Consider the following 13,979-nt stretch of genomic DNA (forward strand, 5'->3'; position numbering starts at 1 on the left):
TAATAAATAACAGAGGATGTTTTACGATATATATTATATCGTCTAGAAATTTCTTGAACTTCACGCTTACATGCTTTAATTATCTGAAATGCCATAAGCGACATAACTAAATAAGTCGCAACAGAAATTATGATAATGAAATTCATTTTTTTATCAAAATAGTTTACTGATTACATTTAAATATAAAACAATTAAACTTTGTTTGCCTTCTACTGAAATATGCAAATACTCTCTACCCAAAGTAAGAGAATAAGCAAGTATAAAAGTATTACTTAATCTAAGCTGTTCGACATTATTAAATATAAAATCATAACAAGCGCAACCCGCTCTTGTTAAGGCTTTTACCTTCTGCTTCCTGACTTCTTCTCATAACTTGAGTTTTATAAAAATTATTTATATTTTTTCTAAAGGACTAAGCCGAATGACAACAAAAGATAAAATCCTGCTTTGTATGTTGGTTTTTGTACCCATTTCCTTTATAACGGAATGGCTGCATTTACATCCTGTGATTGTTTTCCTTACTTCTGGTTTAGCAATTATTCCCTTAGCAGCGTGGATTGCTAATTCTACAGAGGAAATTGCTACTGTTGTCGGGCCATCTCTCGGCGGGTTGCTCAATGCTACTTTTGGCAACGCAACTGAGATGATTATCTCTATTGTTGCCCTTCGTGCGGGTTTGGTGGAGGTAGTAAAAGCCAGCATTACAGGTACTATCGTTGCTAACCTACTCCTGGCTCTAGGAGCAGCAATTTTCTTGGGAGGGTTACGTTTTAAAGAGCAAAGTTTTCAGCCTACGGTGGCCCGAATTAATGCTTCTTCACTAAATCTGGCGTTGGTAGTGCTACTTACACCTACTGCTATCGACTTCACATCTAAAGGATTACAGCCTACAACTATCAATAATTTTTCTGCGGTTGCTGCGATTTTGCTGTTAGTGTTTTACCTGTTGATGCTGCTGTTTTCTATGAAAACCCACAGGGATATGTATGAACTCAGAGCTACTGAGCTTGATGAAGCAAAACAGGCAGAAATTAAGTCTCATCAACATCAAACATCTTTGTGGAAGAATGTTGCTATCTTGCTAATTTGTACTATTGCGTTGGTATTTGTTTCTGATGTTTTAGTTGCAAGTTTACAAAAAGCGATTAGTACTTTAGGCTTTACTAGTTTATTTACAGGGGTAATTCTGATTCCACTTTTTGGAGGTGCTGTAGAGTATATTACTGCTGCGACCTTTGCGATGAAAAATAAAATGGATTTAGCAGTAGCAGTGGCGATGGGTTCTAGCCTGCAAATTGCTATGTTTGTTGCTCCAATTTTGGTGTTAGTGGGGCAGTTTATGGGGGAACCGATGAATCTAGATTTTAACCCATTTGAAGTATTAGCTGTGGCGATCGCTGTTTTCATCACCAACTCCATCAGCACAGATGGAAACTCTAACTGGCTAGAAGGAGCCTTACTGCTAATTACCTACGCAGTTTTAGGAGCAGCATTCTATTTTCATCCATAAAAAAGAGGGTAAAAGGTTAAAAAGGAAAGGGAAAAGGCATGAATCAGGTTGCTCACAAGAGGCGAGGTTTTTACCTTTTCCTCTTCCCTCTTCCCATTCTTGATAAACCAATAGACCTCTTGCAAAAGTGCTTTTTGCACTCTTGGGGAAAAGGGTAATGGTTAAAGGGGAAGGGGACAATACAGAACCTTTTCCCCTTCCCCCTTTCCCTTTTCCCGACTTATGCAAGAAGTCTAATAGAGACGTTGCATTGCAACGTCTCTACAAATACCGGATCACAACCTAAAATGAAATAACCAAATAAGGTTCTTCAAATTTGCCTCCGGTAACTGGCTGATTTCGTAGTTCATCTGGTAAAACAATATTTCGCCGTTGATCACCTGCTTCAACCGTGAGTTCTGTACCCAACTGGGTAAGCTTGACTTGCGATTTGCTGAATCCTGGCAAGAATACTTGTACCTGACGTTGCACCAAATCAACTGTTAAAGGTTGGGGAACATGAGGAATAGTTTTAAAATCTGGTAGTGCCTCTAGTAGAGGTTCCCAATTGTGTTTTTGCAACGCTGGAATTAGGTTTACTTTCAATGGAGCAAAAGCTTGCTCTAGTTCAGTTTTGTTAGCTGCTTCATAACTTTGATAAGCTAAAACCCCACTTACTCGCAAATCAACCTGCTGTGCACTACCCCAAAGCCAACGAGCCTCAGCGATGGCTGCTGGTTCATCTGTAGTCACTAAATAAGCACTTAACCTTTTGGCATCTCCTACAACTGCAACGCTTTTAGCAATCCAATCTTGAATCTGCACAATAGCATCTTGCACTTTTCGGGTGTCCATATTTGCACTCAACAAAGCACTAGCGAGAGGCCCTCCAATCGAGTCGGCGATTTTACTCAAATCTAGAGATTCTAACGCTTCACGAAATCGGCGAAAATACCAATCTGCAATGTTGGGAATGCCCAGCATTCTCAATGATTCTAAATCTCCCCGCCCATCATAGATGATGACATCATAGTCTTCACTTTGATAGTACTTTCGCAGAGCGTTGAAAGACAGAAGGCTGTCAAAACCCGGTAGGATAATCACCTCTCCCGAATATATCTCCATTTTTACAGAGGGCGGGAGGTAGAGAGCCAACCACTTTTTGACTTCTTCCCAAACTTGTTCTAATAGTACTGTTGCTTGCAACTGTACCACACTTAGATTAGGCGCAATCTCTTGGGGAGTTGCTTTGAGGGAAGTTTCTAACAGCAGTTCTGCGCTGGGATTGGGATTGTGGGTTACTAGTAGCACCCGTTGAGAATACTGAGCAAACCATTTAGCAGTGGCGATCGCCACTGTGGTATGTCTCGTATCCGCCTTGCCTAAAAATGTAATAATTCTGCTCATCAAGGCATAGCCCTTATGTCTTTTTCAAGGACTGAAGTTTACAGGTTAGCGAGAGGAGTGAGGTAGTTATCAGGAGCCAGTTAACTGATTTTTATGATTCCAAAGTACTGAAACAGAAAGCAGCAACAAGAAGAAAAGGAGTACCGGGAACCAAGGGGAGAAGTATCCCAATTACACCCAAAACAGTACAAATGGAACCAACGACAATTCTCCCGGCGTTTCTGATTTGCTTGAGCATAGGAGTTATCCTACAAGTTGTTAAAATTGCTTGTTTAATTTAGCGTATCAGGTAATCATGTAATTATGAGCAGTATATAAAACAAGCTGCATAAATTTTCATTTACTATCACATTTGAGGTGCTTATGTCTTATTCTACAAGCTATGCCCCACAGTCTTCCTTTGTATCTGGGGCACTGAATAACCTGAGGATTTTACTACCCAATTTAGTTTTATCTTTGGGTATCTCTATTGTCGGTTCGATTGTACTGACTGGATTAACATATTGGCTCAATGCTGCCATCGGCATTCCAGTAATTCCATTTTTGTTTATTATGATTTAGAGTAAGTTTAACGAATCAGAGATAACTAGGGGCGTAAGGTCTTGCGTCCCTACCTTAAATAAGTCCCCAAAAAGGATATGTACGGACTGTGTTCCATTCTTGGAACAAAAATTTTCACCCCAGCTTAAAATTGTTGATATTAGACAAATCCGCTATGGATTATCAAATTGTTCATGCTGTTGAAGGACGGATTCGCATTCGGATTCCCTTATTAGCTGAGGAAGCAGAGTATGCCAGTAAATTGCAAAAGCGGGTTGAGTCCTTGAACTATGTTACCGATGTTCGGATTAACCCTCTAGCTGAGTCAATGGTTGTCACTTATAAATATAAGTTTGTTTCATGTACTGTGATGCAGACTCATCTTCAAGAAGCGATCGCACAAGTGGCTTCTCCACAGTCCCAGTCTGCACCTGCTGCACCGGAACTAGCAGTAGTAGAAGAGAAATCATCGGGAGTTTCAACAGGAGTTTTACAAGAGTCGTTTGCTTATAGGGGGGAAGAGGTTAACCCAGATAAAGACCCTTGGGAAGATGAGACGACTCCAGCAATTGAGCCACCCAGCAATGAAGTCCAAGCAGATTTATCTACGCCACAGATATCAACGGTTGAGGACGCCCAAACCAAGGATGAGTTAGTAGATACTGTTACAGAGCAAGCAAATTCTGATGTAACACCGTTGCAAACATCAGCTTTAGCAAGGCGTTTAGACGTACATCCTAAAGCTTTAAGCCGATATAAGTCAAAGCCTGACTTTAGCCAATGGAGCCAGAAAAAAGACCCAAACAGCATTGCTTGGACTTATGATAGTGTCTCAAAAATCTTTTGCCCAACGGAGCTAACTGTAACTACAGATCAGTCTAATCCTGAAGAACAAAGGATGCAGACGGAAGTAGAAAAAGTTGGAAGTGAAGTGCTAGGTGAAGTAGTTGGAGGAATTGTTGGCGAAACTGTAGGGGGTATACTTGCAGGGCCGATAGGAATGGTTGTTGGTGAAGAAGTTGGCACTGTCGCGGGTGCAATCTTGGGAGAGGATTTAGGTAAAGAAGCCGAACATGTCAATTACCTAGAGGCAGAAAAGTACCCTGAACTAGAAGCGCAAGAACAAACAGAAGTTTCGGCGGGTGAAACAACAGGAGAAAAAATTGGTGAGACTGTGGGAGAAATTGTTGGTGAGGTTTTATTGGGACAAGAGGGTGGAGTAATTGGTAAAGATATGGGCGAAAAAATTGGCTCGGCTGTTACAGAAATACTTGAGAAAGAAGTAATAGTGAACAGAGAGTCTGGTGAACAAGAATCTGATCAAAATTAGTTACTTTAGGAGCGCTCTAGGAGAGCTTGCAAGTGTTGACAGCCAATGAAGAATTAAATGAGGCTACCACATTTGCACCGGCTCTGCTTGGATATTGCAACGATCTATACCGTAAACAAAAACTCCTCCAGTCTCAATCTTGTAAACCCAGCCGTGGAGGCTTATTTCCCCTTTATGAAGTTTATACCAATTCAAATAATGTTTGCGACACATCAATTATTTGTAAGGGCACAACAATGTTGTGCCCCTACCCATCTGTCACATTCTTTTTTCAAATTGGTATTGGAGGAATTATTGGATGTTTTTTGAAATAATTGGTTTGAAATTTATGTAAACCAGCAAACAACTTTTTCATTATTCAAAAAACTCCAATAATGATCCAAAAAATAAATTTTGCAGATTTATGATGAAAAATCTTCTAAGCTAAACCGCATCCAATACTTGTCGGGTTTTGGGGAAAAGGGGAAGGGGAAAGAAAAACCTTTAACCTAAACCCAGTAACCTTTTCCTTGAACCCAATGCCGAGTTAAAAATGCTTTACCCAAGCAGTATTGAAACCACATCTAGTTTGCATATTTAAAATTTATATAATATCATGTCCGGCTGATTAGTTATAATTTCTGCATCTGTGCAAAAACCTAGAAATTCTTTCTCCCCCTGCCCCCTTGCACGCTTAATAATAAGTCTTTAACCGGACACGATATAACTCTTGTGGGGTGGGCAACATGAGCGCCGTAATTATGCAATTTTATTTGTGGAACAGCTTACCAATTCTATGTAAAGATGCGCTTAATTCTACCTCCCTATAGTCCCGGTCAGGGGAGGACGCCGAAGGCGGGAGTTAGATATAGTACAACTTCATAGAGAAACGGTGTTACTAAGTAAACCTACTGCTAATTAGTTCTATGGCATCTTTGAGTTGTTCTTTGTATCGCCAAACACAGCCGCCATAGATCATTTTTCCATCAGAATCAGCTAAAAATATATAATCGTCTCTAAAAAATGGGCTTGTCCAGGTTTTAACTACAGTGCCATCTCTGAGGATAAACTTAGACTGAGAATGTTTAATCAAGTTTGGGCGGCAATATGCAATTCTAGGTACAGTTGCTAAAATCTGCATAACTGCTGCTGTTGTTGTGGCGATTGGTTGTGAAGATATCCACTTTTCGTCTTCTATTTTAGAACCCCATTTACCAATCTTAAATTTTGAGAATGGAATTTGTGGAAATATGTTTACCATGATTAGCCTTCCATCACTATATAGGTAGAAGAAAATTAAAAATTCTCTTTAGACATCTCCAGAAATTAATTATGCGTTACCTGAAACCCTTGTAGAGACGTTGCATTGCAACGTCTCTACAATCATTTTCGGAGATGTCTTTTGTGTCCTATGTCCAAGAAGTTTTTTCACCCCGGTTGTAGAGCAGCCGGGGTGATGGATAATCTGCCTGTACATCAAGTACTGGAGATTTGACTATCAATTCGGTGAACAGTTATCAGTTGCAAACTGCGTATGCTAGGAAAGGAGCAACTCGAATGGAGACACTGATAACTATTAAAAATTTGTAGATTGAGCAAGTGTGTTGCTTTGCATGACACAATTTTTTTGATTTGTTAGGTTGAACTCAGTTCAACCTAAACTAAAAACTACATCATTAGTTAGTGATGAGAGTATGTTAATTCTCACACTTATTTGGGTTCAACGTTGCGATACTTGCTGTCATCTCACTTGTCAAGCACGCTCGCTCTGAAACTTGCAATAATTTACTGTGAGGCAGTGTAACGTCAAGAATAAAGAATAGCAGCAGCAAACCCAAGGGGCCAAGGGCAAGAGCGAATGCTAATTTACGCACGTTTAAGAAATCTGGATTATCAAGCATGATGTCTCTTTGAGAGAAAGTAGTTGTTGTCATCAATAGCAGTTACCGGCGTTGCTGAACGACGGTATGGTTTGCCCACGCTCCAGATACACAGAGAAGGTTAATATAGCGTTGTGCAACATATTCTCATCCCCCCCTTATAGGCCACCGTGTATATACAAGTATGTTTCCAAGCAATGTGATAGTTTGCTAGGTTATCCACAATCTACAAAAACCCCACCCTCGCTTTTTACTGTACAAAAACCTTTACCTCTCCTTAAGCAACTACGGTGTATACACAAGTCTGAAAATAGCTGATTAACTGAGGTTTTAGCGTTAGTTTTACCCCACCCTAACCCTCCCCTTATCAAGGAAACTAAATTTTCTGTTTCCCTCATCAATAAAAGGGATTAAGGGGCCTAATTCGACTTGTTTGTACACCACACCGTATTTAGGCAAGGAGAGAGATTTCTCTAGGATATGGTGAAGGGGAGCAACGCGATTTTGTGAGGTGCTAAAATCTGGGACGTATATAGCTTGTTTCAGGATGCGATCGCAACTAAAAAACCAGATTTTGTTGAGAATATAGGGGTGTAATTGAGAACTAAACCCCGATCTCACTTTTTCGCGTTGCTCCCTGGTGAAGTTTTCCAAAAATTTTGGCTAATTGAACCACTTTGTCTATACATCGTAGCTCCTTATAGGAGAGAGTCTTTAAGAATTTCTCCCCTTCAATTCTTGATTTAGCAACGCCTATCTATAGAAATTGCATCTATAGAATAACTGCCATATTCCGCAAAATCTTTAATCTTAGAAAAATAAAGACTGACGACTGACCGAAAAGGGGTGTAAGAGTTTGAGAATATAAGGTTTAGGGAAAGGCTATGTAACCCCAAGACTCAAAAGGTTTGAGCTGCCTCAATTTAATTAATGGAGTTACCTTACACCTCTACACTCTGACTCCTTCACACTCCCATTTTTTCGACTAAACAACAAGTCATCAGCCTTTGTAACTTTTCAGAACTGAGCAACTGTTTACTCTTTAGGGCTTACCCAATCGTTACCTCACGGGGAGCTACTTCACTTGTGCCATTCTTGGAAGACCTGATATCAGATTTGGCTTCTGCAATTAAATCCTGGAAGGATTCGGAAGCTTCAGCAGCGCTAGCTTGCACTTTGTCAAAGGCTTGGAAAACCCAAACTAATCCAGTCTTAGCTGTCGATCGCGCTGAGTCAGATAAATTGCTACCCGTCGCAGCATCTACAGCACCAACAATAGGGGCAATAGCTAGTGCGCCAACACCAATTACCGCAGCAGTCATTGGCTCTAGTCCTAGCAATAAAGCTTCTAGTTCAAACATTCTATATAGTCTCCAAAAAAGGTATATCGCTAATCATGATTCGTATTTGCCACCATGCGCTACATGTGACGGTATCGATTTCCAAACATCATCAGGTCTGAGTTGGCTTTACCTCATTAAACCATGTATGGAAAATGGAAACTTAATACCGCACACCCTAGACGGTGGTTGTACGAAATATATTAGCAGGTAGGAAGAATCTCTTCTTGAATTAGATTCTACATCCATACCTACCAATGATACAAGTAATTAAAATGCTCTATTCATGAAAAATTGTTAAGTCTATAAATATTAGTCAGTATATCTATACATACTATTACAGTAAATTGTAACTTTACTTAATAATACTAGTAGTGTTATCAGGTATGTGTCATCTATGGCGATCGCTCAAAGTGCTATGTCTCCAGCATTTATGGCACAATGTTAATGGTTATGCAACCTCTCAAATCAGGTAAGATTAATAGCTTTTCGTTATAGCATCAGTAATGAGTGATGATTGATATTGTTAATAAAATACTAAGTAAAAATGAGTTGAGATATTTTTGTTATTTTGAAGCTCATATCATATAATCTTTTTAAGCGTAACCAGATTTTGTACTCTTCTCTCATAGTGAACACCAACAGCTATTAAGTATTTACGGCATTAATGTATCATTAATAGCCCGTAATTGTAATAGACAAGCAATAATTTACTGAATTTAATAGGCTTTTTGATGGCTGGTGTCCATAATGTCGCTTTCTTGATAGTTAGGAAGCGATCGCCCAGCCAAATATCAACTAAGACCTGTTAAAACAGCATTTCATATTCAGAAACATAGATGAGATGTAAAAACTGTGAAAACTACACAACACAAGACACCTGATCCTGAACCCCATCAAAATACTAAATCTCCTCTGAAGTCGAAGAGTAGAGTATTGATAACCGGTCTTTCAATTGGGCATAGTTTGTCGCATTTAGATTCAAAAAGCCGCCTGGGGTTAAGTATTATGTTGGCAATGACAGTTTTTTTACGACTGCCAAATACCATACATTTAGCCAATCGCATCCTCACAGCTTGGATTTTAGGAGTTTTCTGCTTTTTGACATTAGTAGTATTAATGATGTGCAGTGCAACTCCCCAAAAAACGCGTTATCGCGCTCAACGTCAAGAAGCCCAACATTTAGCTATTTTTATTTTAGTAGTCATTACTGCCTGTACAAGTATCTTTGCGATTGGGCTAATGCAAGCAATTAACGACAGCAAAAATATTCCTGAATCTGCCTTAGCACTGCAAATTGCGCTGTCTTTAGTAGCTGTTATCTGTTCTTGGTTTCTGACTCACACTATGTTTGCGCTTCACTATGCCACCTGCTACTACCATCCAGATTTCTTGAACGAGGAGATAGGATATGTTGGCGGTTTGAGTTTTCCAGGGGATGAGTTACCTGACTACTGGGACTTTATGTATTTCTCTTTCACTATCGGCATGACAGCTCAAACCTCAGATGTTTCGCTTCCAGCTCTCGGAATGCGAAGGCTTGCTATAGGACATGCAATGATTTCTTTTTTCTTCTACATGGTGATTTTAGCTTCGAGCGTGAATGTGGCATCGGGGCTGATTTAAACCGATGGATTAATGATGATTGGGAGAAAAAGTTATGGAATTTGGCATTTTACTTAGTCTGATTGAAAATTCTAAACCTCGTTTGCTGTTATCGTTGGTACTGGCCGGGGTTGTTTTTCTGCTACTATCGCCTGCAAGCTTGGAATTTCGCCTGCTTGCTGCTTGGGATACGGGAGTTTTATGTTTTTTAATACTAGTGGGTTTAATGATGATTGGCGCAAATCATCAACAAACACGTCATTGTGCACAGCGACAGGAAATTGACCATTTGGCAGTTTTTATTTTGGTTGTTTTTATAGCTTTTGCTAGTTTGTTTGTTATTGCAGCAGTGCTAGCAAAACATAAAGATAGTTTTACTCCTGAGGTTGGGCTATCCATAGTGGCAATTATCTGCTCTTGGCTGTTGATGCAAACTACTTTTGTGCTGCATTATGCCGCATTTTATTACCGTAAGCATTCCTTTGCTCCAAAAGCAGAATATATAGGAGGGCTAGATTTCTCCAGTGGGGAACCGCCTGACTATTTGGACTTTATGTATTTCACATTTACTCTGGGTATGACCTCCCAGACTTCGGATACAGCACTTGTCTCATCTGCCATGCGACGACTAGCTTTAGGACATACAGTGATGTCGTTCTTTTTCTACAGCGTCATTCTTACTCTAACGATCAGCATTATTTCTGGACTGATCTAACTCTACTGTTCAACAATTTTCACTTCTTCATCCTTTATATGCATATCCTATCTGCTGTATTACTTGCGATCGCAGTTAACGTCGATAATTTTGCGGTTGGTATCGCTTACGGAATTAAAAAACTCCAAATCGGCTGGGTTACTAACCTATTTATTGGTATAATTTCCGCAGCCGGCACATATCTGGCGATTTCCGTCGGGAATGACATTAGAAATTACTTGTCTGTAAATGTCGCCAATGTATTGGGTAGCTTTATCTTGATAGCCGTCGGAATTTGGAGTATCTGGAAAACACTCAAACGCCAACGTCGAAAAGTCAGGATGCGTCAAGAAAGGAGTTTTTTAGTCGCAGCAGGTTCAAACCGGGCCATATCTAATAGCTCCCACAACGATTTATCACAAGAATTTTCTCAAGAATTCTTGCAAGAGTTTTCTTACGAAAAATTCTTGGAACATCCTGAAAAAGCAGATGTAGACCGCTCAGGTTATATTGATGTGCAAGAATCTATTGCTCTGGCGTTTGGCTTGACTCTCAATAATTTAGGTTCGGGATTAGGTGGTGGAATTTCTAACTTAAATGTGGTTATTACCTCCTTTTTAGTTTTTACCCTCAGCTTGTTGGGAATATCAGGCGGATACTTTCTAGGCGATCGCTTTACGACCAAGATATCTGGACTTCGGGCTGGTATCCTCTCAGCATCTCTGGTTATCATCACTGGGGTGTATGAATATTTCCTTATGCCTTAGCTTTGTGATCATTTTTGGATATCAATAACAGACGGTAATGCTAAAAACACTAAAGAATGTGGATAAGATAAGTCCACATTCCTTAGACCTCATATATTTCATGAGTAAATGTTCCTTTTTTGCTAGAGATTTAACTTAACTTCCCAAATATTCCTTAGAATTGGATAACACTCGTCGGTTATTTTGGGGCATTAAATCAATCACATTGTTAAAGCTGCTGAAGTAGTCTTGCAGAGCAATGGCAGCAAAACCATGAAATTCGACCCATTCATACTGATAAAAATTAGTAGAAGTGGTAGAGGTCTTTTCTTGCTGATTCAGAGGAAAAGTAGGAATTGCAATTAATAAAGAAACTTTCTCTTCTCCAAAGGCGTCTTGACCTTCTAGCCTGACAGCAGCAATGTAAGTGGTATTAATGATCATATTATCAACTTTAAGAAATGCCATATTTCCGCACGTCTCCAAGTAAAATGGACGATAGATAATTCTCTAACTTGTAAATCAAAAATTCAGTCTGCTTGGATTTATTGAAGGTATAATTACGCTCCTTGCTTTATCTACTGAGCCTTATAACGGATTTTTGAAACAAAAAAACAGCAGCCTCGGTAATTCTAGTGATAGTTATTCCTCACGAATTACGATATTATACACTGCTGGACTTGCAATATTAAAGGAGCGACAGTTCAGTTATTCGTAACTCTCGCTTAGTAAAAACTAATCAATTGTGTTGACTTTTGATAGTTGACAGTTGACTGTCAATATAGACAATAGGATATTTTGTATTTGAAAGCCTCTACGTATAACAGTGTTTTTCTCTTTTCGCCTCTTGTCCTGTCCACTTTTGCCACCGAGCGATCGCTCGGTCAACATTCTCTGTGACTTTGTCACCAGCAAAGCAGATGCGTCCCATCCTTTCACAGGCAATTAATACTTCACCATGTCCTAAAAAAGGTGCAATCACAAAATTATCATGGTTTGTATACAAACTAATTAAATAAGCAACAATTCCCTCTACACCCTCAATGTCAACAGGCTTTTCTGGTTTGACAATGGTAGCTTGAGAGTAAATCCCGACATATAATTCACCCAAGACCCACTCAAATCTAAAGGGCATACGATGGCGAGCACAAAAATCTTGGATATGTCCTTCGCAAGCTAGCACAGCAACAACATGAGCTTCATTAATGAGATAATCGTGATTCCACTCAGATGAAAGAGTAGCGATCGCTAAAGCAGCATTGGAAGGAAGAAGGCCAATAAATTTATCTTCAGCCGTATCATCACAGTAAATTAAATGCTTATCAAGTATCCACTCATCTCCTAACTCTGCCCTTGGTAGAATTGGAGTAGCATTGATTTTTTTTTCAACTTGTGGTTTAGCAGATTTTATACACTGTTTTGCCTGTTTTTGAGCAGTAGAGCTTTGTAGTACAATCAATTGCTGTTCCTTAAGCTTGATTCTAGCCTCTGCTGCTAACTTGGCTTGTGTTTCCATTTCTTCTTGCTTTTGCTGACGCTTCGCTTCTTGTGCTTTTTGTTCTGCCTGTTCTGCTTGCTCGCGCTCTTTACTACCTGCTCTGGCTATTTTTAACAAAGTGGAGTGACTCTTGGCAACAGGTGTTTTCTTAATTACCTCTTTAACTTCTGGGTCAATATTTTTAGCAATTTGCTTTCCTAATTGATATGTCCGCTTGTTATAACCTGCCTCTTGAGCTAGTTGTAGTGTAGTTTTACCAGGGGGTGAAATTGATTCACCCCCTTTTTTGGTGTATTGGTTCTCTCCAGATTGAGCACGCAAACCTATCCGCTCTAAGATTTGGTCTCTCTCTAGCCAGAGTTCAGAGCGTTCTAAGACTTCTAGTTCATTACGAATGAGGTTTTCATCGATTTCAGCCAATCTGGCATGGTCTACGTCCTCACAAGTTATAATCCGGTATTCAATCTGTTCCAGCCCCAAGAGCCTGCAAGCAGTTAGGCGGTGCAGTCCTGCAATCAGATTGAAATTTTGATCGATGGTTATAGGGTTCAAGAGTCCGTTTGCCTTAATAGATTGCATCAACTCAGCAACTTTTCGGTCGTTCAGAGGACGCCTGTTGGGCTGGATACTAACCCTATCAATGGCAATAAAGGACATAAAAGCTACCAAAAAATTGGATTGATAGAGAAAGACTATGAATACTATAGAAAATATAGCAAAAAACAACTCTAGTAATCTTTCTTCACGATTACTTGGTATTAAATTGTGAAATCCTATATTTTTAGTACTTAAGTACTAAAAAATATCACAAAATTTTCCAAATTGAAAACGGCTCTTTGCAAGTGAAGCCTGCACCGTAACAGATTGCTCTTACTTCTAACATCGATATTTATCTGTTTATCTTTCTTGAGGATTCCTCTACACAGCAAACGAGAGGATTGCATCAAAAAATTTTAGTCGATCATTATAATATCAATGCTGATATTAATTCTGGTGAGAAACTGCAAAATCTAAATACAATAGACTGATCAACTGAAGTAAGATTTTTACTTACGCAGAGTTTATACTATAAATTATAGTAAGGCTAATCTGGGAAAATTTTCTGTAAGTTGCCTATCACACAAATTTAATAAATTTGCTTTGTATTCATAATGTTAACTTAACTATGTTGTAAAAGCTTTGTATCAAACAGATAACGCTTCTTATGGCATAATCTTTAAGTTAAGAATACTTGCAATTGGCAAAATTATAACAGTATCTCTCGGCTAATTTATCATACCCTAAGGAGGAAAGGTATTTACTCCGGAAGAAGGATTGAAAATGTCTTGTGTTTATAGCTAGAGATTTAACGAACTTTGGGGGTTTAAGTCCCCAGCAAGATAGGCAGCACGTTTTGTGTCGGGGTCTAAATCCCCGTCACAAAACGTAATTGCGAATTGCGAATTGCGAATTGGTTTAAGAGACTTCCTAA

At 39.3% G+C, this 13,979-nt stretch carries 14 protein-coding genes; 6 read left to right on the plus strand and 8 right to left on the minus strand.

The features are described from left to right. The first annotated feature begins 421 nt into the window (after positions 1–421). The gene (gene cax / locus CDC33_RS12720) at positions 422–1,510 is read left to right on the plus strand and encodes a calcium/proton exchanger (RefSeq protein ID WP_109008774.1); all 1,089 of its coding nucleotides are present in this window, start codon (positions 422–424) and stop codon (positions 1,508–1,510) included. A 282-nt stretch (positions 1,511–1,792) separates the two neighbouring features. Here cax and CDC33_RS12725 read toward each other — a convergent pair whose 3' ends face one another. Together CDC33_RS12725 and CDC33_RS12730 are read right to left on the minus strand one after the other, a co-directional pair. After that, positions 1,793–2,896, minus strand: coding sequence for a Get3/ArsA fold putative tail anchor-mediating ATPase NosAFP (locus CDC33_RS12725; protein WP_109008775.1), 1,104 nt, complete (start codon positions 2,894–2,896; stop codon positions 1,793–1,795). Between the two features lie 91 nt (positions 2,897–2,987). Further along, positions 2,988–3,134: a DUF454 family protein gene (locus tag CDC33_RS12730; RefSeq protein ID WP_109008776.1), complete on the minus strand. Its 147-nt coding sequence runs from the start codon at positions 3,132–3,134 to the stop codon at positions 2,988–2,990. Positions 3,135–3,259: 125 nt separating this feature from the next. On the opposite strand from CDC33_RS12730, the gene CDC33_RS12735 reads away from it, so the two are divergent. Continuing rightward, complete coding sequence (locus CDC33_RS12735) at positions 3,260–3,457, plus strand: hypothetical protein (RefSeq protein ID WP_109008777.1); 198 nt, start codon at positions 3,260–3,262, stop codon at positions 3,455–3,457. A 154-nt stretch (positions 3,458–3,611) separates the two neighbouring features. Next, the gene (locus tag CDC33_RS12740) at positions 3,612–4,766 is read left to right on the plus strand and encodes an HMA2 domain-containing protein (RefSeq protein ID WP_109008778.1); all 1,155 of its coding nucleotides are present in this window, start codon (positions 3,612–3,614) and stop codon (positions 4,764–4,766) included. Positions 4,767–5,643: 877 nt separating this feature from the next. On the opposite strand, the gene CDC33_RS12750 is transcribed toward CDC33_RS12740, so the two are convergent. The 4 genes from CDC33_RS12750 to CDC33_RS12760 form a co-directional block, all read right to left on the minus strand. After that, positions 5,644–6,006 (minus strand): hypothetical protein, encoded by a 363-nt coding sequence (locus CDC33_RS12750; protein ID WP_109008780.1) that lies wholly within the window; start codon positions 6,004–6,006, stop codon positions 5,644–5,646. A gap of 436 nt (positions 6,007–6,442) precedes the next feature. Next, positions 6,443–6,679: a hypothetical protein gene (locus CDC33_RS12755; protein ID WP_146195805.1), complete on the minus strand. Its 237-nt coding sequence runs from the start codon at positions 6,677–6,679 to the stop codon at positions 6,443–6,445. Between the two features lie 288 nt (positions 6,680–6,967). Further along, positions 6,968–7,246: a hypothetical protein gene (locus CDC33_RS37770; protein ID WP_146195806.1), complete on the minus strand. Its 279-nt coding sequence runs from the start codon at positions 7,244–7,246 to the stop codon at positions 6,968–6,970. A gap of 428 nt (positions 7,247–7,674) precedes the next feature. Next, complete coding sequence (locus tag CDC33_RS12760) at positions 7,675–7,986, minus strand: DUF5132 domain-containing protein (protein WP_109008782.1); 312 nt, start codon at positions 7,984–7,986, stop codon at positions 7,675–7,677. Positions 7,987–8,982: 996 nt separating this feature from the next. Between CDC33_RS12760 and CDC33_RS12765 the strand changes: the two genes are divergently transcribed. The 3 genes from CDC33_RS12765 to CDC33_RS12775 are packed head-to-tail and all read left to right on the plus strand — an operon-like array spanning position 8,983 to position 11,031. Further along, on the plus strand, positions 8,983–9,591 hold the full coding sequence (locus tag CDC33_RS12765) for a DUF1345 domain-containing protein (RefSeq protein WP_181373991.1): 609 nt from the start codon (positions 8,983–8,985) through the stop codon (positions 9,589–9,591). 34 nt (positions 9,592–9,625) lie between these two features. Further along, entirely contained in the window at positions 9,626–10,285 is a 660-nt protein-coding gene (locus tag CDC33_RS12770) for a DUF1345 domain-containing protein (protein WP_109008784.1), read from the plus strand. A 38-nt stretch (positions 10,286–10,323) separates the two neighbouring features. Then, positions 10,324–11,031 (plus strand): manganese efflux pump, encoded by a 708-nt coding sequence (locus CDC33_RS12775; RefSeq protein ID WP_109008785.1) that lies wholly within the window; start codon positions 10,324–10,326, stop codon positions 11,029–11,031. A 135-nt stretch (positions 11,032–11,166) separates the two neighbouring features. Here the strand turns inward: CDC33_RS12775 and CDC33_RS12780 are convergent, their stop codons facing one another. Next, the gene (locus CDC33_RS12780) at positions 11,167–11,478 is read right to left on the minus strand and encodes a hypothetical protein (protein WP_109008786.1); all 312 of its coding nucleotides are present in this window, start codon (positions 11,476–11,478) and stop codon (positions 11,167–11,169) included. Between the two features lie 346 nt (positions 11,479–11,824). Then, on the minus strand, positions 11,825–13,165 hold the full coding sequence (locus CDC33_RS12785; protein ID WP_109008787.1) for a ParB/RepB/Spo0J family partition protein: 1,341 nt from the start codon (positions 13,163–13,165) through the stop codon (positions 11,825–11,827). Positions 13,166–13,979: the final 814 nt, after the last annotated feature.

It is taken from the genome of Nostoc commune NIES-4072 (assembly GCF_003113895.1).
GTDB lineage: Bacteria > Cyanobacteriota > Cyanobacteriia > Cyanobacteriales > Nostocaceae > Nostoc > Nostoc commune.

What these genes read in the sequence shown, in the direction of transcription:
- CDC33_RS12740 (WP_109008778.1), top strand. Translation starts at nt 3,612, where the DNA reads ATGGATTATCAAATTGTTCATGCTGTTGAAGGACGGATTCGCATTCGG.
- CDC33_RS12755 (WP_146195805.1), bottom strand. Translation starts at nt 6,679, where the DNA reads ATGACAACAACTACTTTCTCTCAAAGAGACATCATGCTTGATAATCCA.
- CDC33_RS12780 (WP_109008786.1), bottom strand. Translation starts at nt 11,478, where the DNA reads ATGGCATTTCTTAAAGTTGATAATATGATCATTAATACCACTTACATT.
- cax (WP_109008774.1), top strand. Translation starts at nt 422, where the DNA reads ATGACAACAAAAGATAAAATCCTGCTTTGTATGTTGGTTTTTGTACCC.
- CDC33_RS12750 (WP_109008780.1), bottom strand. Translation starts at nt 6,006, where the DNA reads ATGGTAAACATATTTCCACAAATTCCATTCTCAAAATTTAAGATTGGT.
- CDC33_RS12765 (WP_181373991.1), top strand. Translation starts at nt 8,983, where the DNA reads ATGACAGTTTTTTTACGACTGCCAAATACCATACATTTAGCCAATCGC.
- CDC33_RS12760 (WP_109008782.1), bottom strand. Translation starts at nt 7,986, where the DNA reads ATGTTTGAACTAGAAGCTTTATTGCTAGGACTAGAGCCAATGACTGCT.
- CDC33_RS12735 (WP_109008777.1), top strand. Translation starts at nt 3,260, where the DNA reads ATGTCTTATTCTACAAGCTATGCCCCACAGTCTTCCTTTGTATCTGGG.
- CDC33_RS12770 (WP_109008784.1), top strand. Translation starts at nt 9,626, where the DNA reads ATGGAATTTGGCATTTTACTTAGTCTGATTGAAAATTCTAAACCTCGT.
- CDC33_RS12785 (WP_109008787.1), bottom strand. Translation starts at nt 13,165, where the DNA reads ATGTCCTTTATTGCCATTGATAGGGTTAGTATCCAGCCCAACAGGCGT.
- CDC33_RS12775 (WP_109008785.1), top strand. Translation starts at nt 10,324, where the DNA reads ATGCATATCCTATCTGCTGTATTACTTGCGATCGCAGTTAACGTCGAT.
- CDC33_RS12725 (WP_109008775.1), bottom strand. Translation starts at nt 2,896, where the DNA reads ATGAGCAGAATTATTACATTTTTAGGCAAGGCGGATACGAGACATACC.
- CDC33_RS12730 (WP_109008776.1), bottom strand. Translation starts at nt 3,134, where the DNA reads ATGCTCAAGCAAATCAGAAACGCCGGGAGAATTGTCGTTGGTTCCATT.